The organism is Rhodococcus sp. H-CA8f (assembly GCF_002501585.1).
In the GTDB taxonomy this organism is placed as follows: Bacteria; Actinomycetota; Actinomycetes; order Mycobacteriales; family Mycobacteriaceae; genus Rhodococcus_F; species Rhodococcus_F erythropolis.
Genome location: NZ_CP023720.1, coordinates 2,602,761 through 2,624,869 on the forward strand (window position 1 = coordinate 2,602,761; position 22,109 = coordinate 2,624,869).

General features: G+C 63.8%; 22 protein-coding genes. 13 read left to right on the forward strand and 9 right to left on the reverse strand.

Going from position 1 to position 22,109, the window contains the following annotated elements:
- The first annotated feature begins 93 nt into the window (after positions 1–93).
- The 8 genes from CPI83_RS12345 to CPI83_RS12380 all read left to right on the forward strand — a co-directional run bounded on the left by CPI83_RS12345 (position 94) and on the right by CPI83_RS12380 (position 6,742).
- On the forward strand, positions 94–480 hold the full coding sequence (locus tag CPI83_RS12345; RefSeq protein WP_019748899.1) for a hypothetical protein: 387 nt from the start codon (positions 94–96) through the stop codon (positions 478–480).
- 63 nt (positions 481–543) lie between these two features.
- Positions 544–981 carry an SRPBCC family protein gene (locus tag CPI83_RS12350; protein WP_097387273.1) on the forward strand — a complete coding sequence of 146 codons (438 nt, stop codon included), beginning with the start codon at positions 544–546 and terminating at the stop codon, positions 979–981.
- Positions 982–2,250 (forward strand): ArsA-related P-loop ATPase, encoded by a 1,269-nt coding sequence (locus tag CPI83_RS12355; RefSeq protein ID WP_097387274.1) that lies wholly within the window; start codon positions 982–984, stop codon positions 2,248–2,250.
- Positions 2,247–2,642 carry a hypothetical protein gene (locus tag CPI83_RS12360; RefSeq protein WP_019748896.1) on the forward strand — a complete coding sequence of 132 codons (396 nt, stop codon included), beginning with the start codon at positions 2,247–2,249 and terminating at the stop codon, positions 2,640–2,642. Before CPI83_RS12355 ends, CPI83_RS12360 begins: the two co-directional genes overlap by 4 nt.
- Before the next feature lie 124 nt (positions 2,643–2,766).
- Positions 2,767–3,807 (forward strand): ROK family protein, encoded by a 1,041-nt coding sequence (locus CPI83_RS12365; protein ID WP_020969875.1) that lies wholly within the window; start codon positions 2,767–2,769, stop codon positions 3,805–3,807.
- Positions 3,808–3,901: 94 nt separating this feature from the next.
- Complete coding sequence (locus CPI83_RS12370) at positions 3,902–4,708, forward strand: lysophospholipid acyltransferase family protein (protein ID WP_020969874.1); 807 nt, start codon at positions 3,902–3,904, stop codon at positions 4,706–4,708.
- A gap of 66 nt (positions 4,709–4,774) precedes the next feature.
- Positions 4,775–5,266, forward strand: a complete 492-nt coding sequence (locus tag CPI83_RS12375; RefSeq protein WP_003941683.1) for a polyadenylate-specific 3'-exoribonuclease AS — start codon at positions 4,775–4,777, stop codon at positions 5,264–5,266.
- Between the two features lie 90 nt (positions 5,267–5,356).
- Positions 5,357–6,742, forward strand: coding sequence for a 3-deoxy-7-phosphoheptulonate synthase class II (locus CPI83_RS12380; protein ID WP_007730070.1), 1,386 nt, complete (start codon positions 5,357–5,359; stop codon positions 6,740–6,742).
- A gap of 83 nt (positions 6,743–6,825) precedes the next feature.
- Here CPI83_RS12380 and CPI83_RS12385 read toward each other — a convergent pair whose 3' ends face one another.
- On the reverse strand, positions 6,826–7,254 hold the full coding sequence (locus CPI83_RS12385) for a protein-tyrosine phosphatase family protein (protein ID WP_097387275.1): 429 nt from the start codon (positions 7,252–7,254) through the stop codon (positions 6,826–6,828).
- Between the two features lie 27 nt (positions 7,255–7,281).
- Positions 7,282–9,345 (reverse strand): Stk1 family PASTA domain-containing Ser/Thr kinase, encoded by a 2,064-nt coding sequence (pknB, locus tag CPI83_RS12390; protein WP_019748891.1) that lies wholly within the window; start codon positions 9,343–9,345, stop codon positions 7,282–7,284.
- 317 nt (positions 9,346–9,662) lie between these two features.
- On the opposite strand from pknB, the gene CPI83_RS12395 reads away from it, so the two are divergent.
- A complete protein-coding gene (locus CPI83_RS12395; RefSeq protein ID WP_020969869.1) occupies positions 9,663–10,031 on the forward strand; it encodes an Rv2175c family DNA-binding protein in 369 nt (122 codons plus the stop codon).
- 20 nt (positions 10,032–10,051) lie between these two features.
- On the opposite strand, the gene CPI83_RS12400 is transcribed toward CPI83_RS12395, so the two are convergent.
- The 4 genes from CPI83_RS12400 to CPI83_RS12415 all read right to left on the reverse strand — a co-directional run bounded on the left by CPI83_RS12400 (position 10,052) and on the right by CPI83_RS12415 (position 15,417).
- Complete coding sequence (locus CPI83_RS12400) at positions 10,052–10,996, reverse strand: phytoene/squalene synthase family protein (protein ID WP_020908087.1); 945 nt, start codon at positions 10,994–10,996, stop codon at positions 10,052–10,054.
- Between the two features lie 10 nt (positions 10,997–11,006).
- Complete coding sequence (locus CPI83_RS12405; RefSeq protein ID WP_020969867.1) at positions 11,007–12,584, reverse strand: alpha-(1->6)-mannopyranosyltransferase A; 1,578 nt, start codon at positions 12,582–12,584, stop codon at positions 11,007–11,009.
- 98 nt (positions 12,585–12,682) lie between these two features.
- Positions 12,683–14,275: a phytoene desaturase family protein gene (gene crtI / locus CPI83_RS12410; protein WP_097387276.1), complete on the reverse strand. Its 1,593-nt coding sequence runs from the start codon at positions 14,273–14,275 to the stop codon at positions 12,683–12,685.
- A gap of 2 nt (positions 14,276–14,277) precedes the next feature.
- Positions 14,278–15,417, reverse strand: coding sequence for a polyprenyl synthetase family protein (locus tag CPI83_RS12415; protein WP_021344573.1), 1,140 nt, complete (start codon positions 15,415–15,417; stop codon positions 14,278–14,280).
- A 170-nt stretch (positions 15,418–15,587) separates the two neighbouring features.
- Here CPI83_RS12415 and CPI83_RS12420 point away from each other — a divergent pair, with 170 nt between their 5' ends.
- The gene (locus tag CPI83_RS12420; protein WP_097387277.1) at positions 15,588–16,577 is read left to right on the forward strand and encodes a methylenetetrahydrofolate reductase; all 990 of its coding nucleotides are present in this window, start codon (positions 15,588–15,590) and stop codon (positions 16,575–16,577) included.
- 47 nt (positions 16,578–16,624) lie between these two features.
- Here CPI83_RS12420 and CPI83_RS12425 read toward each other — a convergent pair whose 3' ends face one another.
- From CPI83_RS12425 to CPI83_RS12435, 3 genes are all read right to left on the reverse strand, one after another.
- Complete coding sequence (locus tag CPI83_RS12425) at positions 16,625–17,419, reverse strand: DUF3153 domain-containing protein (protein ID WP_232816916.1); 795 nt, start codon at positions 17,417–17,419, stop codon at positions 16,625–16,627.
- A 70-nt stretch (positions 17,420–17,489) separates the two neighbouring features.
- Entirely contained in the window at positions 17,490–19,088 is a 1,599-nt protein-coding gene (locus CPI83_RS12430) for an NAD(P)/FAD-dependent oxidoreductase (protein ID WP_097387278.1), read from the reverse strand.
- Positions 19,085–19,690 carry a GNAT family N-acetyltransferase gene (locus tag CPI83_RS12435; protein WP_020908081.1) on the reverse strand — a complete coding sequence of 202 codons (606 nt, stop codon included), beginning with the start codon at positions 19,688–19,690 and terminating at the stop codon, positions 19,085–19,087. Before CPI83_RS12435 ends, CPI83_RS12430 begins: the two co-directional genes overlap by 4 nt.
- 147 nt (positions 19,691–19,837) lie before the next feature.
- Between CPI83_RS12435 and CPI83_RS12440 the strand changes: the two genes are divergently transcribed.
- The 3 genes from CPI83_RS12440 (at position 19,838) to mraZ (ending at position 22,101) form a co-directional block, all read left to right on the forward strand.
- Positions 19,838–20,389 (forward strand): SAV_6107 family HEPN domain-containing protein, encoded by a 552-nt coding sequence (locus tag CPI83_RS12440; RefSeq protein ID WP_020908080.1) that lies wholly within the window; start codon positions 19,838–19,840, stop codon positions 20,387–20,389.
- 237 nt (positions 20,390–20,626) lie between these two features.
- The gene (locus CPI83_RS12445; RefSeq protein WP_019748880.1) at positions 20,627–21,073 is read left to right on the forward strand and encodes a DUF3040 domain-containing protein; all 447 of its coding nucleotides are present in this window, start codon (positions 20,627–20,629) and stop codon (positions 21,071–21,073) included.
- Positions 21,074–21,669: 596 nt separating this feature from the next.
- The gene (gene mraZ / locus CPI83_RS12455) at positions 21,670–22,101 is read left to right on the forward strand and encodes a division/cell wall cluster transcriptional repressor MraZ (protein WP_003941779.1); all 432 of its coding nucleotides are present in this window, start codon (positions 21,670–21,672) and stop codon (positions 22,099–22,101) included.
- The last annotated feature ends 8 nt before the right edge of the window (positions 22,102–22,109 follow it).

Genomic DNA, 22,109 nt, shown 5'->3' on the forward strand with positions numbered 1-22,109 from the left:
CGACGCAGTTGTGGCCAGGCTTACAGTCTGTCCGGTATGTAGTGGTGCGACACCCCTCGACGCTTCGCCGACGCGATATGTGAAGCTACTTCGGTGAGCAGCATTCAGGTCGCAGACCAGACTTTCATCGCCGCCCCGCCCGAGCGGGTCGCCGAACTGTTGTCCTCGCGCGCGCGGTGGCGTCGCTGGTTCAGTGATCTTGCGCTCGAAGTCCGGGAAGATCGCGGTCCCGCAGGATTCCGTTGGGGAGTGTCCGGTCAGCTGGTCGGCACCATGGAGGTGTGGCTCGAACCGGTCATGGACGGGACGATCGCGCACTACTTCCTGCACTGTGAACCGGTCGGCGTATCACCGTCGGATCTGGCGAACCTCGACCTCGCCGGGATGAACCGAAAGCGTCGGGTCGACGGCAAGGTCATGTCCTTCCAGCTCAAGCGCGAACTCGAAGCAGGACGTGCCGCCGGGGTAGCACCGGACTGATAATCGAAGTAGTGCTCGTTGTGCAGGTTCTGGACTTTTGACGAAGGAAGGTAGCGCAGTCGTATGGCCGAGAAGACCAAGGGGTTGATCAGCATCGACGCCCCTGCCGACGCCGTGATGGACGTCATCGCCGATTTCGCGCAGTACCCCGAATGGGTGGCCGCGGCGAAGTCCGTCGAGGTGACGGCGCCGGGGCAGGGCGGCCGCGCGGACCGAGTGCGTTTTGTCCTCGACGCGGGGATGGTGAAGGACACCTACGAACTGCAGTATTCGTGGGCGCCGGACGGGATGGCAGTGAGCTGGGAGCTGATCTCGGGTGAGATGCAGAAGTCCCAATTCGGTTCGTACACACTCGAGCCCGGCCCGAACGGCACCACCTCTGTCACCTACGAGTTGACGGTCGACCTGACGATTCCGATGATCGGTCTCTTCAAGCGCAAGGCCGAGAAGATCATTACCGACACAGCTCTGAAAGAACTGAAGAAGCGAGTCGAGGGCTGAGTGCCGGAGCAAAGATCTCGCGTCCAACTGTTCGTCGGTAAAGGCGGAGCAGGCACGACGACGCTTGCCTCGGCGACGGCTGTGTCGGCTGCGTCCGACGGGGCACGAGTGCTTTTGGTGTCGATCGATCAGGCAGGTTCTCTCGCGGATGTCGTGGGCGTGCCGGCGCTGCGAACGACTACACCTCTCACCGAGCGCCTCGACGTCCGGCAACTCGACACTTCCGAGCTCCTCGAGGAAAAGTTCCGAGGACTGTCGGGATTGATCGATGCTGCAGGAAATTTCGGAGCGGGAGATCACGAACACGGTTCGTCGTTCGAGGGGTTGGAACCGGAAGAGTTGACGGGATCCCTGGGGATCCAAGACATACTCGGACTCTCCGAGATCGTCGATATCTCGAGCAGCGGTGACTACGACCTCGTGATCGTGGACTGTCCGGCCGCAGCCGAAGCGCTGCGGATCCTCGGGTCACCGTCGATGGTGTCGGAGTATCTCGAGCGATTGTGGCCGCGGCACAGGCGGATGGTCGCCGTGACGGGCTCGGACATGCGAGTGTTGCTACTCGTGTCCGTCATCGAACGCGTGCTCGCGTCGGTGGATCGAATCGCCGTTCACCTCTCGGATCGGGAGAACACCAGCGTGCGCGTTGTGACGTCGGCCGATGGCGTGTCGGCCGCGGCGACTCGCCGGACGTTGTCCGGTCTGGCTCTGGCCGGATTGCGAGTCGACGGGATTATGGTCAACAACCTTGTCCCGCAGTTCAACTCGTCGGCCGGGAAGGGTGTCGACGATTCGCCGGCGGCGCAGTGGCTCGCTTCGATCAGGGCGTCACAGGCACTCGTCGTCGACGAATTGCGTGGATCGACTGATGGAATGTCCGTCACAACGGTCGAGCGCGCCTGCGCCGAACCGGTAGGGTTGGCGGCTCTGGGCGAGATCGCGGCCACGTTCGAGGGTGGAACGGGCACGGATTCGGACACCGTCGACACAATCGACGCTGTCGACACCGCGGACAACATCGTGGTGTCGTTGGAGTCGGGGGCCGGAGTCGATTCGGTGTACGTGATGCGGATGTACCTTCCGCTCGTGGATCCGTCGTCGTTGTCGTTGGGCCGGGTGGAGGACGATGTGCTGGTGGGAGCAGACGGCGTACGACGCAGAGTTCGTTTGGCGTCGGTGCTGCGTCGTTGTGTCGTGAACGGGGCGGAGTTGGACGGCAGTTACCTGATCATCCGGTTCAGCCCGGATCCCGCGGTGTGGCCAGTATGAGCGAAGAGCACGAGCGCCTCGTCGCGGAATTTCGCGCGCTGGCGGATACCGTTCTGACGCGCCTGGAACCGGTCTTGCAAAAGGCTGCAGCAGCGACGGCCGACGTTGCGGGTGACTCGGCGTCAGCGGACACGCAGCCGGTGTTCACTGGCTGCAGTTGGTGCCCGGTGTGCGCTCTCGCTGCACTGGTTCGCGGTGAGCACCACGAACTACTGGCGTTTCTCGCGGGTCACGCAGCGGCGTTCCTCGCATTGCTTCGCGAGATTCTCGACGAGTTTCTCGGGGGGCCGTCCGGCCCGGATCGCGGACCGGACAGCGGAGCGACGACGCCAGGTGCCGAGCGAACTCGAACGGCGGCATTTGTCCCGATCAACGTGACGGTCAAGGACTGACTTAGTACCCCGGGTAGAGCTGACGGCCCGAGATGAGCACAATCGACACAATGGTCACCGACGCACGAGGCACCGATACAGGGTGCGCACTCCAGCGGGCGCCGCTCGCGCGGGAATTGGCGCGATGAGCGCGCGCCGCTTGAAAGCGGTCTCCGACTCCACCATGGACGACATCTTGACGGTCGGCATCGACGTCGGCGGAACGAGCATCAGGGCCTCCGTCGTGGACGTCGACGGACAAGTGCTCGAGATGATTCAAGCCCCGACCCCGCAGTCCGCACGCGCTCTCGAAGACGGCCTCGATCGCGTCGTACGCGAACTGGTGACCCGGCACGAGGTATCTGCCGTGGGGTTGGCGGTCGCAGGCTTCATCACCTCCGATCGAAGCTCGGTTCGGTTCGCGCCGCACTTGCCCTGGGTGGACGCGCCGGTGGGCAGTGACTTGAGTAAGCGGCTCGGATTGCCGGTCGTTCTCGAGCACGACGCCAATGCAGCGGCGTTCGCGGAGCACCGATTCGGCGCGGCCGCAGGTGGCCGCAATGTCGTGATGGTGGCAATCGGGACCGGAATCGGCGGCGCGCTGCTGATCAACGGTGAGCTGTACCGGGGCAGTCACGGCGTCGCCCCCGAACTCGGCCACATCCAGGTCGTGCCAGGCGGGCGTCAGTGTGCGTGTGGCAAGCGTGGGTGTTGGGAGCGCTATTGCAGCGGAACGGCGCTCGTGGACACGGCAATCGAACTGCTGGCCGCCGACCCGGCTGCGTCGACGGTTCTAGCGCGCGAAGTAGCGGTGGATCCGGGTTCCCTCACCGGTCGCCGGATCGCCAACGCCGCGCAGGACGGTGACCCACTCGCTCTGGCAACCATTGCCGAGTTCACCCGTTGGCTGGCCGTCGGATTGGCGATGGTCGGGGACGTCTACGATCCCGATCTGGTCGTGATCGCCGGCGGCGTCGCGAGTTCTGCCCCACTGTTTCTCGACGACGCCCGTGAGCAGTACGCGACATTGTTGACCGGCGCGAAGCACCGCCCGCTGGCACGAATCCGTTCGGCTCAACTCGGCGAAGCTGCGGGCATGGTGGGCGCCGCCGCATTGGCGCGTTCGGTAGTGCCTCAGGATCTCGGTGGGGTCGACGGCGCTGGAACCACGTCTGCCGGACTGTGATCGGGTCGATCCTCCAGGGGCGTGTGTAGCGGGGGTTACCGGTCGGCAGTAAGGTCGTACTCAGCGAAATTCAGCTGTGAATGGGAGGGACGCCGTGTGGTATTGGCTCTTCAAGTATGTGTTGCTGGGGCCGATTCTCTGGCTGCTCGGGCGTCCGACGGTCAAAGGTCACGAGAACATTCCGACTGACGGCGCGGCCATTCTGGCCAGCAATCACCAGGCGGTTCTGGACTCGTTCTACCTTCCGCTTCGCGTCAACCGCCGCATCACCTTCCTTGCCAAGAGCGAGTACTTCACCGGTTCCGGCCTGAAGGGCGCTTTCCAGAAGTGGTTCTTCACCGCGGTCGGGCAGGTCCCCATCGACCGAACCGGCGCGGACGCGGCGCAGGATGCGCTCAACGCCGGTCTCAAGGTTCTCGGTTCGGGCAGTCTGCTGGGTATCTACCCCGAAGGAACGCGTTCGCCTGACGGTCGTCTCTACAAGGGCAAGACCGGAATGGCGCGCCTCGCGCTCGAATCGGGCGTCAAGGTGATCCCGGTTGCGATGGTCGGTACCGACAAGATGAATCCGATCGGCTCACGGATGTGGCGCCCCGCGAAGGTCACCGTGATCGTCGGTGAACCCATCGATTTCTCCCGCTTCGAAGGCATGGGCGGAAACCGCTTCGTCGAGCGGGCTGTGACCGACGAAGTGATGTACAAGCTGATGAAACTCTCCGGTCAGGAGTACGTGGACATCTACGCGGCGAGCCTCAAGAACCAGGCGCCCACGAAACCCGAAGCTGCCGTCGATGTTCCGGCGGAAGGCGGCGAGTCGGTTGTTGATCTCGTGGTCTCGGCCGAGTCGAAGGAGTCCGCGAAGACCGACAAGGATTCGCTCCCGGACGCACAGGCCAGCTAGAGATTTCCCACACCTGCCGCACGCGCATTGGCTCCAGAGCCTGCGCGTGCGGCATAGTTTTCGGACGTGCGCTACTTCTACGACTGTGAATTCATCGAAGACGGTCGAACCATCGATCTCGTGTCCATCGGCGTTGTCTGCGAGGACGGCCGAGAGTATTACGCGGTCTCGACGGAGTTCGATCCCGCCCGTGCCGGTAGTTGGGTGCGCAAGAACGTGCTGCCGAAGTTGCCGCAGCCTTCGTCGCCGCTGTGGAAATCACGCGAGAAGATCCGCGACGATCTTCTGAAATTCTTCGTTCCGCGGCCGATGGTCGTTCCGGAGCTCTGGGCGTGGGTAGCCGCATACGACCACGTCGCGCTGTGCCAGTTGTGGGGCGATATGACCGAACTACCGCAGTCGATGCCGCGGTACACCCGCGAACTCCGACAGTTCTGGGAAGACAACGGCAGTCCTGCCCTCCCGTCAGCGCCCGCCGACGCACACGACGCACTTGCCGACGCCAGGCACAACCTCGTGAAGTTCGACGCGATTTCGGCAGCACGTTCACTTCGCTGACTCAGGTTTCGGTGCGCGAGAAGTGTCCCGATTGGGCTGCGATCGAGAGCCTGTGTGACGCGCCGACGGGCGAGCGAATATCCTGTAGAGGTGAACTGGACTGTCGACGTGCCGATCGACCGCTTGCCCGAACTCCCGCCGCTGCCTGCCGGACTGCGTAAGCAGCTCGACGAGGCACTCGCGAAGCCCGCTGCTCAGCAGCCCTCGTGGCCCGCTGACCAGGCGGCCGCCATGCGGACTGTGCTCGAGAGCGTGCCTCCCATCACGGTGGCCAGCGAGGTCGAGGCGCTGCAAGAGCGTCTCGCGCAGGTCGCGCGTGGTGAAGCATTCCTGCTCCAGGGCGGTGACTGCGCCGAGACATTTGCGGACAACACCGAGCCGCACATCAAGGGAAACATCCGCACGTTGCTGCAGATGGCCGTCGTGCTCACCTACGGTTCCTCGATGCCTGTCGTCAAGGTTGCTCGCATCGCCGGCCAGTACGCCAAGCCGCGTTCTGCCGACATCGACTCGCTGGGGCTCAAGTCGTACCGCGGCGACATGATCAATTCGCTCGTCGCCGACGAGGCAGTCCGTGCGCACGATCCTTCGCGTCTGGTGCGCGCATACGCCAACGCCAGCGCCGCGATGAACCTGGTTCGCGCGCTCACCGGCGCCGGTATGGCCGATTTGCACAAGGTGCACGACTGGAACCGCGAGTTCGTCGCAGCTTCGCCCGCGGGCGCACGTTACGAGCAACTGGCAGCCGAGATCGACCGCGGCCTGCAGTTCATGAACGCGTGTGGCGTCACCGATCCGAGCCTGCACCAGGCACAGATCTTTGCCAGCCACGAGGCCCTGGTTCTGGACTACGAGCGCGCGATGCTGCGTCTCGACAACGACAGCGACCACCCCAAGCTCTACGACCTGTCGGCCCACTTCCTCTGGATCGGTGACCGCACCCGTCAGCTCGACGGCGCGCACATCGCCTTCGCCGAGTTGGTCTCCAACCCGATCGGCCTCAAGATCGGTCCGAGCACCACGCCGGAAATGGCGGTGGAATATGTCGAGCGTCTCGACCCCACCAACAAGCCGGGTCGACTGACTCTGATCTCGCGCATGGGCAACGGCAAGGTCCGCGACCTGCTGCCGGCGATCATCGAGAAGGTCCAGGCCACCGGCCACCAGGTCATCTGGCAGTGCGATCCGATGCACGGCAACACCCACGAAGCCTCCACCGGGTACAAGACGCGCCACTTCGATCGCATCGTCGACGAGGTTCAGGGCTTCTTCGAGGTCCACAACGGCCTCGGTACGCATCCGGGTGGTATCCACGTCGAGCTGACCGGTGAGAACGTCACCGAGTGCCTCGGCGGCGCGCAGGACATCTCAGATCTCGATCTCGGTGGTCGCTACGAGACGGCGTGCGACCCCCGATTGAACACCCAACAGTCGTTGGAGCTCGCGTTCCTCGTGGCCGAGATGCTGCGAGGCTGAAACCCTGCTTCGCCGAAGCTGATTCGCACTGGCACTGATTTTCGGCAAACGCCCTCACCCGCTCGCGCCGGTGGGGGCGTTCGCTATTTCGTGAATCGTGTGACGAATCGGCGCTGCCAGGGCATTTCGACGGCGCGAGGTGAGTAGCGTGCGCGAACGTACGCGGTGGCGTCCTCACTCGGCACTCCGTCCATAATGGCAAGAGCGGCCAAAGCTGTTCCGGTGCGGCCGAATCCGCCACCGCACGCGATCTCGACTCTTTCGGTTTCCGAACGCACCCAAACTTCGTGCAAGGCGCTGCGCAGCGCGTCGGAATCGCTCGGCAACCAGAAATCTCGCCAGCGGACCCACACCGAATCCCACTCGGTGGCGGGAGGTTCTTTACCGGTCAGATAGACACCGAAGGTGGGGAGAGGCCCGGAAGGAAGTGGATTGCGGAGTCCTCGACCCCGAATCGATCTCCCCGACGGCAAGTCGAGTATCCCTATGCTCTCGGGTTCCCACGTGGCCATGAATTCAGACTAGGCCGAAGCGGACTGTCAGGGAATTGCGACGACGCTGATGTCGGTGCCCTTGGCAACGAGGTCGTTCTTGACGCTCTGGCTGATGATGACCGAGCTGTCGTTCTGGGTGAGCTGACGCACGGTGATCTCGAGGCCGAGGCGGCCGAGTTCTTCGCGTGCTGAGGACACGGAGCGGCCGATCAGCGAGGGAACCTTGACGGAGTCGGAGATGAGGAGAACAACGGAGGTGCCGGCGTTGACGGAGGACCCGACTGCAGGATCTGTGCCGATCACGCTACCGCCCTCGACGGCGTCGTCGAACGTTGTTCTGGTGGTGCTGACGGAGATACCTACCTTGTCGAGGGCGGCGCGCGCAGCGTTCTCGGACATGCCCTTCACATCGGGAATGTCAACGGGCGGTGACCCTTTGGACGTGATGACCTTGACCGAGGAGCCCACGGCAACCTCGGTTCCCGGCGCCGGGTCGAGCGCCGCCACGCCGCCGATCGGGATCTTGGAGCTGAATGTGTCCCCGCCGTCGACCGCGACGAGAGTGCGGTCGGCGAGTTGTGCGCCCAGGGCCGAGACGTCGCCGCCGGCCGGAATGGGCGGAACAGTCGGACGCCCGAGCGAAGTCAGCAGCGCGACGGTCGAGCCTTTGGTAACCCTGGAGCCGGAGGCCGGGTCTGTCCCGATCACCGTGTCGATGGGTTGGGCGTCGGAGTACTGACCCTGGACGTCGGGGGAGAGCCCGGCGTCCTGCAGAGCGGTGACCGCAGTGTCCTTGGTCAGCCCGTCGATCGAGGGAACAGCTGTATAGCGGCCCGAGCCCATCCACCATCCGCCGAAGCCCAACGCAAGCGCGAGGACCGCGATGACGAGCAGCCAGATCAGGGTGGCTCGTCGAGACTTGCGTCGTGCTTCGACAAAATGAGCGTGCGGATCGTCAGGTCCCAGTTGGTCGTCGCCGAAATCGGAACCGTCGTCGAAATCCGAGTCGCCGTCGACCGTCGCCGGACGAGCAGTTTGTGCGGTGACCGCGCGAGTGTGCTGAATGCCGCCGGGGGGAGGAGAGCCCGTGCCGAGCGCCGTGGTGGCTGCCGCAGCCGGGGCCACGCCGGACGCCAATACCGTCGTGGCACCAGGGTTCGGGCGCGCAGCAGAGTTCGGGTGTACATCCGTCGGGGGCGCAGGCGCCGGTTGTGGCCGAGCCGGGGCAACCTGCGCGCTCTGGTGCTGGGCGCTTCGACGCGGAGCAGGAACGCGGTATGACGGAAGTTCCAGTTGCTCGCTCACACTGCGAAGTGCAGCTGCCATCTCACCAGCGTCGGCGAAACGATGTGCCGGCTCGCGGTGAGTGGCTTCGGCAACCAGGCGATCGAACTGCGCCGGTACACCGGGGATGCGTGAACCGGGGCGCGGGACATCGTCGTGGATGCGTTGGTAGGCGATGGAGAGTGACGTATCACCGGTGAACGGTGTTGTACCGGTGAGAAGTTCGAACATCAACACGCCGGTCGAGTAGACGTCGCTTCGAGTGTCGGCAATTCCTGACGTCACCTGTTCCGGCGACAGATAGGCTGCGGTGCCGAGGATCACGCTGTTGGAGGTGGTGGTTGCTGCCGCGGCTGCACGCACCAATCCGAAGTCGGCGATCTTCACTTCGCCGGTGTCCGAGATCAAGATGTTCTCGGGTTTGACGTCACGGTGAACCAGTCCCGCTCGATGCGCCACCGCCAACGCGTCCAGGACAGGTGCCACGACTGCAGCGACGGCGTGAGGCGGCATCGGTCCGCGCTCACGAAGGAGTTCGCGCAAAGTTCCACCGTCGACGAGTTCCATCACGAGGAACACGTGATTGCGATCGCTGCCCTGGTCGTAGACGGCCACAAGGGACGGATGCTTGAGTCTGGCCACGGCCCGGGCCTCGAACTCGAAACGAGTCAGGAACGCCGGATCGCCGGCAAACTGCGGGTCCATCACCTTGATCGCGACAGGTCGATCCAACCGTGTATCGAGGCCTCGATACACGGTCGACATACCGCCGCGCGCGATCGGTGCGTCCACTCGATAGCGGCGCTCGAGCATTTCGCCGATCAACCCTCGACCTCCGTAATGACTATTCCTCCGTGCTTGCGATCTGTGTGGTTGTGCTCTGGGCGGTAGCTGTCAGCATGTAAGTGTGGCCCCCGCCGTACGGGCGCCGATTCGCGGTCACCACGAAATCCCAGTTCACGAGATCCCGGTTCGCGAAATCTCGGTTACTGATACGCCGCATCCCGTCCATCGTAGCCAGCGATACCGACGCGGAAGTCTCGAGAACGTCACAGAGCGCTGTGACCCAAGCGGAGCGGCGGTTTCGAGCACTGCAGCGGGCGGTACACAGCGGGCTCGCCGGACCGGATAAACTTCTCGCGGTGAGCGCGATTCCTTATTGTGATGATGTCCTGGATTCTTCGGTTTCCCTGTTCCAGCTGGTGGATGTGGCGAAGAACGTCGGGTTGCCGGTGAGCAAGGTTCACCAGTTGCTTCGCGATCACAAGATCATCGCAGTCAAGCGGCATGGCGTTCTCGGTGTCCCCGAAGTGTTCTTCGGCGAGGACGGCCAGATCGTCAAGTGGTTGCCCGGTCTGCTGGCGGTGCTGCACGACGGCGGCTACACCGATATCGAAATCCTCCGCTGGTTGTTCCTGGCTGACGATTCCCTGCCGGGGCGCCCGGTGGACGCACTGCATGGTGATCTCGCGCGTGAGGTCATCCGCCGCGCACAGGCCATGGCTTTCTGAGATGCCGGCCTTCTGACAACTCACCTCATGCGGTTTTTCGCCGCGTAGGTTGCCGACCGGACCAGACCCGGCGCAGCGACTCGAAGTCGCGTGCGTCCGGGAACGGACACTCGTCGATGCAGTATCCGGAAGTCGGCGCGCTCGACCTGGTCGAGAATTGCTCCGTACAACACGAAAGCCGTGCGGATCGACGGCTGGACCCGCCGATCGAGCATCGGGATGCCGGATTCGGCAGACCGATACCGCCCCCGCGTCACGGCAATGAAGTGTGCCAGCGCGCGCTTGACCCGAACGTCCACCGTTCCGGTTCTGCGCCCGTGCTCGAGCATCTCGATGTCGACCCCGAATGCGGCGAACTCGCCCGCCGGGAGATACAGACGTCCCCGGTCGAGGTCTTCACCGACGTCGCGGATGAAGTTGGTCAGCTGAAACGCCTCACCGAGATTCGACGCGGGCACTACAGCTTCCTGCTGCGGAACGCTCACTCCGAGAATCGGGAGCATCTGCAAACCGATGACGACGGCGGAGCCGTACATGTACTCGCTGAGTTCGTCCATCGTGTTGTAGACGGGTCGAAACTTCGCCGTGTCGGGGGCGTCCATCCGCATGGACTCGAAGAAGGCGTCGAAGTATGCACGCGGAATGTCGAACGTCTTCACAGCATCGGCGAAGGCAGGGAGTACGCGTGTGAGGTCGAGGGGAACCGTCGACGGGAAGCCACCTGTCGCAGTGGGGTTGTCGAGTGCGGTGACGGCTGCACGTTCGACGTCGGCAAGCACCGTGCCTCGTTCATGCGGACCCGAGGGTTCGTCCACGACGTCGTCGACGACGCGAGCAAATGCGTAGAGAGCGTGAACTGCGCGGCGTCGAGGCTCGGGCAGCAACCGAGTGGCCAGAAAGTACGTTCGGCCGTGTTCCCTCGTCACGTCCTCGCAGAATTCATAGGACGCAGACAATGCGTTCATGACACGCGGATCACGCAGATTCTGACGTCGAGGGCGCCGAGGCGGCTGACGTCATTTCGATCGGTTTCTCGTGTTTGCGTCCACGAAGTCTGAGTGGATCTTCCGTCTGCAAGGACATAGCCGCGATCACGGCAGCGACGATGGCCAGAGCCACATGCGGGAAGGTGTAGAGGCCGATCGATCCGTCAGGCTGGAACACCAGCATCAGCCAGGTGGACAGCCCTGTCAGTACGGCGAGAGTCGTCGGCGACATTGCGAAACCGGCCGCTACTGCCAGCGGCCAGGAGTAGTACCAGGGGAGTGCTGCGGGGGACAGAACGACGATGGCGACCATCACGATCACGATGCCCATGACGGCGTCGCGCTCGGTCTTGCGGTAGCGCCACCACACGACGGCGATGATCGCGATCAACACAACCGCCGAGATGGTCCGGGAGACTTCGAGGATGTCGTTGAAATGGTCACCGGCGAACCAGGAGGTGGCCATGGTTCCGATGTGCGCCACGATCGTGGGCAGCGAGAGCCAGTTGATGATCTTTGCCGAACCCGAGAGTGCGGTCGTCCAGCCGAGGCCGACTCCGGCGATCAGTGAGGTGGATCCGAGTACCGCCACGAATACCGCGAAACCTGCACCGGCCGTTTTGACGAACGATCGGATCGGTGACGCCGGTTCTCGCCCGGCCGCGGCCGCGTCCTCCCGTTCGTGGATCATCCAGATCCAGACGATGAAGGGAAGTGCGACGCCCGCGGTTGCCTTGATCGCGACGGCGAGTGCGATCAGCCCAATTCCGAACAGGTGCTTGCGTTCGAGAGCGAGCGCAATGCCCGCGGCCATGAGGCCGACCATGAGCATCTCGTTGTGAACGCCGCCGATCAGGTGGATCAGGACGAGGGGATTGAGTACTGCGAGCCACAGGGCGATCGAGGTGTTTCCGCCGAGCTTCGTCGCGAGATGGGGAACGGCCCACATCATCAGGGCGAGTCCGGGCAGCATCGTGATCCGCAACAGCATCGTGCCGGCGATGACGTTCTCGCCGGTCAGCCGAACGATGGCGTCGGCAAGGAGAAGGTGAACCGGGCCGTACGGGGTAGTTGTCGTCGTCCACACGTTGGAGACGTTGTCGAGCAGGATTCCCGGATTGACGACGGGGCCGACGGCATACGGGTCGAAGCCGTTGCGTAACAAGGCGCCCTGTGCCAGGTAGGAGTAGGCGTCACGGCTGAACATGGGCACCGCGAACAGCAGCGGAAACGTCCAGACCGGGACGACGTAGCGCAGGCCGCGCAACGAGACGTCACCGCGCAGAGTCGAGCGGCCCAGTCGAACCCAGGCAGCGATCATGCACAGGACACCGATCCAGACGATGGCCGCCGACAGAATCGATCCGTGTCCGAAACGGAGCCAGGACAGATGCATCGACTCGAGCAGCGGATCTTGGCGCCGGACGCTACCGGCACCGAATCCGCCGAACGTGATCATGACTGCGCCGAAGAAACCGAGCAGTGCACTGTGACCTTCGGGAGTCCGAAGGAAATTGGCGGCCCTTAGGTGCCACGGTCTTTCAGTGGCTGCGGCAGAGGACGTCATCGGTGCAGGTTCCTCCCCCGAGGAGATCGGTGTCGATCGGCGCATGCAGCGCCCGAGTCGGTGAATCGTGGATGAATGGTCGGTTACGAGGGGCTAGTTTAGTTGCTCGCACGAGTGCCCACCGCGCTGGCTCGCTCGCGTGTACCGGTAATACGTTCGGCGGCGAGCCGGCCGGACAGCAGAACGGTCGGTACTCCCACCCCCGGAACGGTTCCCGATCCGGCGAGAACGACGTTGTCGAAGCCGCGGGCGAGGTTCTTGCGTCGGAACGGCCCCGTCTGGGTGAAGGTGTGTGCCGCCGCGAACGGGCTACCCGCGGCCATGCCCTTCTCGAGCCAGGTCTGCGGGGTGTCGACGTGATCGATATCGAACCCCTCGACCAGTCCCGTATAGCCACGTTCTTGCAGCGTGAGGATGATTTCACGCACGTAGGCCGGGCCGAGAACTGCCCAGTCGAGCGGCGCACTGTCCAGATTCGGGCACGGCGCGAGGACTGACAGCGGTTCACGGATCCGGCCGTCTCGCGAGAAGGCCAGGCTCGGGTCGGTCTGCGCCGGTCGGGTGACGAGCAGTGACGGATCACTCATCAATTGCCCGCGGCCGCGGCGTGCCGTGATCTCGGCGAAGGTGCGCTTCCACGCCTCGCCGAAGTCGATCATGTGGTGTCGCTGCGCGGGCCATCCGTCGGCGACGGCTGAAGAAACAGTGCCGTGAATCACGACCGCGGACGGCGATGTACGCACCGGTCGCGGGCGCAATCGCGTATGCGGGCGCAAGAGGGAGTCCGTGACGGCCATGTCGGGGGTGAGGACTGCGACATCACAGTCGTAGCTCTCACCGTCGCGTGTGTGTACGGCACGCACGCGACGGTCGCTCGCCTCGAGTCGTTCGACCGTGCGGCCGAGATGCAGAATTCCGCCGGCCTCGGTGAAAGCGTCGGCCATCGACTCGGCGATCGTGCGCATCCCGCCCTCGGGAAAGTAGACGCCCAGTGAGGTGTCCATGTGAGCGATCGCCCCGTACACCGCGAGGGCTCGAGACGGAGCAACTCCCGCATACAGCGCTTGGAAAGTGAAGATCCGCCGGAGGCGAGGGTCGCGGATCTTGCGATCCACCTGCCCGCCCAGTTTCCCGAATCCTCCCAGTGCGACGAGTCGGCTCAGATCCTTGACTGCTTCACGCGAATTGACCAGTCCGAGGGGAGAATCGAAGTCGGCGTCCATGAAGCGGTCGAATTCCGCGTCGAAGATGCGGTTCAGCCATCGCCGCAACGCACGGTATCGCTGCGCTTCTTCCGGCCCGCAGACACGGGAGACTTCGGCAGCCATGTCTTCGGGGTCGGCGTGAACATCGAGAGCGGTGCCGTCTGCGAATCGCGCGTGGTACGTCGGATCGAGCTTGTGCACAACGAATTTGGGGTTTGTCGAGTCGGGGTCGGCGCCGACGGCCGCAAGAGCGTCTTCGACGAGTTCGGGCATCGTGAGCACCGTTGCGCCGTTGTCGATGCTGTAGTCACTGCCCTGGTAGACACCGACTCGCCCGCCGACCGAGCCGTTGCTCTCGAGGATCGTGACGTCGCGGCCGGCGCCACGCAGATACAACCCCGCAGACAGTCCGGCAAGTCCCGCGCCGACGATCACGACTCGATCGGTCGGCGAGCTGACGGTTCGAGTGCGGTGCACGTCTGTCACGGTCAGTAGCTTCGCTTCGTGGCCGCGATCGCCATATCGGTCAGGCGAGCCTTGGACTCTGCCGTTGCCGTGCTCGAGTCGAGGGCGTTCGCAGCTGCCTCGACGAGGGTGTCGATCTGCGTTTCGACGTCGGTGACGGCGCCAAGATCGGTGATCACCTGACGCAGAGTGTCGACTTCGTTGTCGGTCAACTGGGTGCCGATTCCGTTGCGGAGCAGTTCTGCTGCCGCCGGATCTGCGGCGTCGGCGCGGGCAAGCGCCATCGCGAACAGGACAGTCCGCTTGCCGGCGATGAGATCGTCGCCCGACGGTTTGCCCGTGACGGACGGATCTCCGAAGACACCGAGCAGGTCGTCGCGAAGTTGGAAGGCAATCCCGATGTCGGTGCCGAACGTCCGGTAGGCATCGATCAACTCGGCGTCTGCACCGAACAGTGCGGCGCCGAGGTGCAGCGGGCGTTCGATCGTGTACGCGGCGGTTTTGTAACGGTTGACCCGCATGGCTGCCTCGACGGTCTCGTCTCCGCGGGCTTCGTTGCTGATGTCGAGGAATTGGCCACCGAGCACCTCGGTGCGCATTGCCGACCAGACCGGGCTCACTCGTGCGGCCGCGTCGGGGCTGATCCCGGATTCTCGGATCATGTCGTCAGCCCAGGCCAAGGCCAGGTCGCCGAGAAGAATGGCGACGGCCTCGCCGAAGTGCGCGGAGTCGCCGCTCCACTCCTCGCCTCGGTGCTGGTCCTCGAATTCGACGTGAACGGTCGGGAAGCCGCGCCTGGTCGTTGATGCGTCGATGATGTCGTCGTGGACGAGCGCGCAGGCCTGCACCAGTTCGAGGGCCGCGCATGCACGAATCACCGCCTCCGCGTCGCTCCCGTTCGGGTCGCCTCCGGCGCCGAGCCATCCCGTCCAGGCGAACGAGGGCCGGACGCGCTTTCCTCCGCGCAGGACGAAGGCTTCGAGGGTGCTGACGGCTTTCTCGTATCCACCGCCGATGTTCGAGACGAGTTCGCGGCGTGAATCGAAGAAGTCGCGGAGCGCTCCTTCGAACATGCCTGGCAGTTCGAGTGAGGTCGGATGCGGTGCGGTGTTGGTCGAACTCTGTCCAACGCGCGCGGTTCCTGCGGACAGGGTGGCCTCCAAGATCGGTATGTTCTCGCGCCGGAGGGTTACACGGAAGCGAGCTTGGGGCCCAGCTTAGTGGGGGTTGGAATCAACGGGGGTTCGGGCCGTGAACTGCGTGATCCTGACATTCGGGATACGCAGTCCTGGGCGATGAGCTTGTTTGCAGCTGGAAAACATATGCTTGACCGGTGACATTCGATCCAGTCAGGGGCCGCTCCAGCGAGGGGTGGGCCACCCGAACACCGTCGATCGTCGATCGGATCGCTTCCTCGACAGGTAGCCGTATTCCGTTCTCGGTCGAGTTTTCGCCGCCGCGCGACGCTGACGCCGAAGCGCGCCTGTGGCGTGCGGTGCGTACCTTCGAGCGGCTCGGACCGGCGTTCGTCTCGATGACTTACGGCGCAGGTGGCTCGACGCGCGATCGTACGGTGCGCGTCACCGGCGAATTGGCCGAGGAGACGACCCTGCTGCCGGTTGCTCACCTGACTGCCGTCTCGCACAGCACCGAAGAACTTCGCGCCATGGTCGGTGCATACGCCGACCGTGGCATCAGCAACATCCTCGTGTTGCGCGGCGATCCGCCCGGCGATCCGCTCGGCGAGTGGAAGAAGCATCCCGAAGGCGTCGAGTACGCCGAGGAACTCGTGCGGATGGTCCGTGACCTGGGCGACTTCCACGTCGGCGTCGCGTCGTTCCCCGAGGGGCATTACCGCGCTCCGGACTTGGCGTACGACACGAAGTACCTGGTGTCGAAGTTGCGTGCCGGCGCCGAGTACTCGATCACGCAGATGTTTTTCGACGTGGAGGACTACCTCCGTCTCCGTGACCGGGTGAGTGCATACGACGCAGAACAGGGCGCCAAGCCGATCATCCCGGAGATCATGCCGGTGACGTCGCTGCGCTCGGTGAGGCGCATGCTCGAGCTCTCGGGCTCGTCGTTGCCTCCCGCCCTCGAACGCCGATTCGACGCCGCGGCCGGAAGCGGTCCGGACGAGAACCGTGCAGCGGTCCGCAAACTCGGCATCGATCTGGCCACCGAGATGGGAGAGCGGTTGATCGCCGAAGGCGCTCCGTGCCTGCACTTCATCACGTTGAACTTCGCGCGCGCCACCAGTGAGGTCCTCGAGCGACTCGGTCTCACCCCCGACACCTCTGTCGGGACAGCACAAGCCGTCTGATCCCGGTTGCCCCGCTCGACACCTATCGAGGGGGCAATCGTCAGGCGCTACTTCGTGGTGTTTTTCGGATTCCTGTTGTCAGCTTGCTTGCTGCCAGGTGATTTCGTGACAGGCGTCTTCATGGCCGGTGCTTTCGCGGCGGGCGCGCGCTTGATCGGTGCTCGATTGCGCGCCATCCAGGCCATTGCACCGACGATAATCGCGACACCGAGCGCCAGTCCGGCCATGATTCCTGCCCACCCGGCGAAGCTTCGGGTGCTGGGGTCCGCGTAGTTGACCTCGGCGCGCATTGTCGACACCTCGCCGGCGGGCAAAGTCCACGAAACCCGGGAATCGCCGTCTCGTGTTCCGTTGGTCGTGCCGACCCGTGCCGGGAAGGCGATGCTGACCTGGACGTCGGCGCCCTGAGTCGGAACCGTCTTCAGGTCTGCCTTGCCGTCGAGCGTGACGGTGTCCCCGGATCGCTTGAGGGTGATCTGGAACGACCCGGATCCCTCGGCATACATCGAGCCCAGTTGGGCGACGTCACCGAAGGACAAGTCGCTGAAGAACGCCTGGCTGCCGACGTATCCGTCCTTCTTGTATTCCTGAACCCGTATCTTGTCATCCAGCGAGGAAGGCGGGGTCAGCTGCGGACCCTTGTCCGCCTCGTTCGCCGGAATAGCGGCAGCTACCACCTGTCCGGTCACACGATCGTTCGCGGACACTCCCATCGACACCTGCACGCGGATGCACCCGGCAAGCAAGGGAACAAGCATGAGGGCGAGCGCGGCAACCGTCAGGAAACGTTTCCGACTGGTCGGCTTGGCGGCGGGATCGGTGGACTGTTGCACAGTGGTCATCGTGCCAGCCGTGGCGTAGCCAGTCATCGAGGCGGGGGCGTGTCGGCGGGTGAAGTTCGGCGGGTGACCTTCACGACCTGCTCGAACGACGCAGCCACTGACTCGCTTTACCCCGGCGGCCGTCGGACAGTGCGATTCGAGCGGCACTGCGACCACTGGCTCCGGACACACCACCACCGGGATGCGTCGAGGCTCCGGTCAGATACAACCCGTCTGCTCCCGGAACGCGATGGCCGGACAGTTCGGGAAGCGGTCGCCACAACATCATCTGATCGAGTGACATCTCGACGTGCATGACATTTCCGCCGATCATCCCCAATTCCGACTCGATGTCGCGGGGAGTCTGAATGAAGCGGTCGAGGACGGAATCGGCGAATCCGGGTGCAAAAGCCTCCATCTCGCCGACGATCCGGTCGGCCTCGGCCTCGGCGACCGACGCCCAATCGCGATGTCCGCTGAGACGATACGGCTGCCACTGCGACCACAGTGTCACCTGATGCCGCCCGGCCGGGGCGATCGTGGGATCGATTCCGCTGAAACTCATTCCGAGAACCGCAGGGCGAGGAGGCAGTTCCCCTGCCAGTGCTGCGCCGTGTGCAGTGCGCAAGTGGGCGCGATCGGAAACGAGTAATTGCAATCCCGAGGTACTTTCCCGTGTGGTGGCGTCGCCGCGGTAGGAAGGGAGCGCAGATGTCGCCAGTCGCAATACAGCGCCGATGCCGGGGCCGACCCTGATCTTCCGCCTCCAGTGATCGAGCGTGGTTCGGTCGAAGCCTCCGTTGCCCAGGAGATCGAGTGTCGTGAGGATGTGGCAACCCGCGATTACCTTGCGAGCGTGAACTTCTCGACCGCTCTCGGTTGTGACGGTCCAGTGATTCGAGTTCCGGCGGATCGACGTCACGCCGTCACCGAGCGCGACGGTGGCGCCGTCGACAGCCATCCGGGAGGCCAACGCAGCACTCAGTGCGCCGCTCCCTCCGACTGCTCGCCCGGGCGGCAGGACGTGCATGAGGGCCGCGAAGCCGACCATCGGAGCGGTTCCCGGTTCCGACATCGGAGGCCCGGACTGGGCGCCGAACCACGCCAACGCTGCCTTGAGCGCCTCACTGTCGAAATACTCGTCCAGTAGTGCGTCGCCAGGCGCGAGGAACTGCCGCGACAGTTCGCTGTTGCCGCGCGCTGTGGCCAGTCCTCCGAACGCACCGATCAGGTTCGATCCGGTGGGCGGTGTGGAAAATGCCCTCATCACGTGTCGGCTGCGCTCCGACCACACCGCGACGAACCGCCGGTACGCGTCGGCGTCCTTTGTCCCGCAAGCTCGTTCGATGGACCGGCAGGTTGCATCGAGGTCGCGATGAAACACGATGCCCGGCCCGTCGGTGCCAGGGGCGGGCGGAGCGAACGCCCACGGGTCACAGTCGATGTAGCGAAGGCCGTGCGCGCCGAGTCCGAGTTCCTCGATGATGCCGCTGTGTCGGATCATGAGGTGCGCAGACGACCCCCGGTCCACCTTGTATCCGGGAAATCGCTCGACGGTCGAGACGGCACCGCCGAGAACCGTGTCCTTCTCGAGAACCTCGACCGACCAACCATCACGTGCGAGATACGCGGCCGAAACGAGCGCGTTGTGTCCGGAACCGACGACGACGGCGTCGAGAAATGCGCTCACAGCGGCAGTCCACGGCCGAGGACTGCGAACGGTCGGTTGTCGCCGGCAAAACGAAATCTGCGGAGTACGTCGCGAAATCCGAGACGGCGGTACAGCCGCCAGGCTCGGTTGTCCTCGTCGAACACCTCAGGTGTCGACAACAGAACGCTGCGTTCGGTTCGATCGAGGAGGAGGTGGCGCAAGAGCGATTCGCCCAATCGGTGACCTTGACCGTTCGGATGCACGTGGAGTTCGGTGAGTTCGAAGTAGTCGCTCAGAATCGCGTCGATCTCGCTCTGAGGGCGACCCGAGCGCCGAAGCCCGTGCAGTACCTGTTGATGCCACCACTGGTCCGGGCTCCCGCGATACCCGTAAGCGATCCCCACCAGCGGCAGATTTTCGTGTGACGGTTGCTGGGGAACCGCCAATGCGCCGACGGCTTTCCAGCCAGGCCGGTTCGCGTGCTCCTGCCACATCGGTGCGCGATGGAACTCGGTTCCTCGCGGATAGTCCATCGCAGTGACGTACACGGCCAGTGCCTCGTGGAGTCGACTCGCGAATTCTTCACGATCGAGGTCGACCGTATGTGGTGTCCAGGCGATCTGCGGGTCGACCGGTCTCACCTCTTCTCTTGACGGCGTGTCGGTGGGTGCAGTTATATTGAATAGGTCGAACAGATGTTCGATGTGGGTGATCCGGAGATGCCCGAAGGGAAGCGGGCATCTCCGGCCCACCTGGCCTTGGATCCTTACGGTGCAGGAGGTGCCCCGATGTCCGAGCATGTAAAGCCTGATCGTGTGAAGTGCCAACGAACTCTTCCGGCCGAGTTGTCGAGCCCGTCGGATGCCGCAATCTCGCGATTGCCGATATCGGCGAGACGGTCCTTCGGTGCGACGGACGCCAGCCACCGCACTGCGCAAGTGGGAAAGTCCGGTGTGGCGTGGGGGCTCCTCAGGAAGGCGGATGCGCTTCTCGAGGAAGCGATTGGGGCGGGCGATCCTGCCGACCGGTTCCGGTGTGCCTATCTGGCAGCACTACGTGGTGCCGGGGCAGTGTTGGCCGCAGCTCCTGCCGGTGCCGGATCGAAGCGCAAGCGAAGTGGAAACGCGTGGGTTCTGATGGACGCCGCAGCGCCCGCGTTCGGAGCGTGGTCGAAGTTCTTCGCGGGGTGGTCCGCTGCGCGTGCGGCCGTGGAAACCGGTGTGTCGATCGTGATCACGGACTCCGATTCCGATGCATTCTTCGCCGAGGTCGGTCGTTTTCTCACGGCGGTCGAAGATTTCATCGGTCAGGACGCGTCCGAGCATTTGCGAGCGTCGTGAACAAATGGTCCGTGTTGGCAGTTGTTTCCGGGGAATTTCCTGGTCCGCACAGGCAAATGGAGCCGAATCGGGGCCCTTCGGCACGAATACGTACGCTTGTGGCGGAACTCGTACCCGGAGTTGGTGGTCCGAGACCTAAACTGCTCGTATTATGAAAACAGGTAATCGTCCAACTTGATTACCCGCCGCCCCACACCGTGGGGTGGTTGCCAAACTTCCAGTGCCGGGGGAGGTACCGTGCCACTCTCCGAGCACGAGCAGCGCATGCTCGATCAGATCGAGAGCGCTCTCTATGCCGAAGACCCCAAGTTCGCCTCCAATGTGAGGGGCGGCCGTATGCGGGCGCCGTCGAGTAGACGGCGGTTCCAAGCAGCGGCTCTATTCGTGCTGGGTCTGGTCCTGCTGATCGCGGGGGTTGCCCTCCCGCTCAAGCCGGGCGGTTTTCCGATCATCAGCCTGTTCGGTTTCTTGTTCATGTTCGGCGCAGGGGTCTTGTTCCTCTGGGGTGGTGGACGCAAGTCCGCAGCAGCAGCCGAACCCGCTTCCGAAGGTGGCAATCATCCCTCCGGTCCGCCGGGTAGGGGTAGTGCCGGTGGATCCGGGCGGGGACGCGGCCGCAAGTCCGGCGGCGGATTCTCGTCGCGGATGGAAGATCGATTCAAACGCAGGTTCGAGCAGGACTAGCTCTCCCGCCCTTCTTCGGGCGTACTTCGAGAGTGGTGCAGTTCGGACATGACGCCCTCTGTAGGGCACGGACGACCACACGTGTGGCGGTCGGCAACCAAGGTTGCCGACCGCCACACGTCGTTGGTGTGGGTGTTGTACGTGTGTGCCGGCAATCCATCGAAGTGAATCAGTGACGCGCGAGCGAATCACTCGCCACCCACGGTCGCCCCTAGGCGTGCCCGCGAGCTTCCTCCACTTCGCTCCACTCGGCCCTCCACTTTCCTCCACCCTGGTCGAACTGCAACGCACGACCAGACCTCGTCCCGCTCACGTCTATTCGAAAACCGCGCTTGTACTGCGATTTTGTCTGGGGGAGCGACAAATCGTGGCGTGAAGGGTCGATATGACGGCGGTGTGGGCCGGGACACGGTTGCAAATTTCCCCCACGTATCCCCACCTGCTCTGACCTGCTATTTGTCAGCAAATGATGCTGAATAGGGACCATGTGCTCCTTGTTTGTGGGGGAAAGTGGGGTACTGTGGGTTCGGGCGGAGAGCTGAAGCACGATCCGCTCGATAGGGAGGGTTTCAGCGCAAGCTCGCAGGAGGTGTCGAGTGTTCCTCGGTACCTTCACGCCGAAGCTCGACGACAAAGGTCGGCTCACGTTGCCGGCAAAGTTCCGAGACGAACTGGCAGGAGGATTGATGATCACCAAGAGTCAAGATCACAGCCTCGCCATCTACCCCCGGGACGAGTTCGTCAAGCTTGCTCGAAAGGCAGCGGCAGCTCCACGCAATGATCCGGCAGCTCGGGCGTATGTACGTGCCCTGGCCGCCGGTACAGATGAACAGCACGCCGATGCCCAGGGGCGAATCACCCTCTCGGCTGATCATCGGCGTTACGCAAACCTGTCCAAGGAATGCGTAGTGACCGGCTCCGTCGATTACCTCGAGATCTGGGATCTAGCAGCCTGGGAGAGGTATCTCGGAGACAACGAAGAGGACTATTCGCAGGCAACAGGCGAATCTCTCAGCGAGATCGTCTAGGCGAAGAG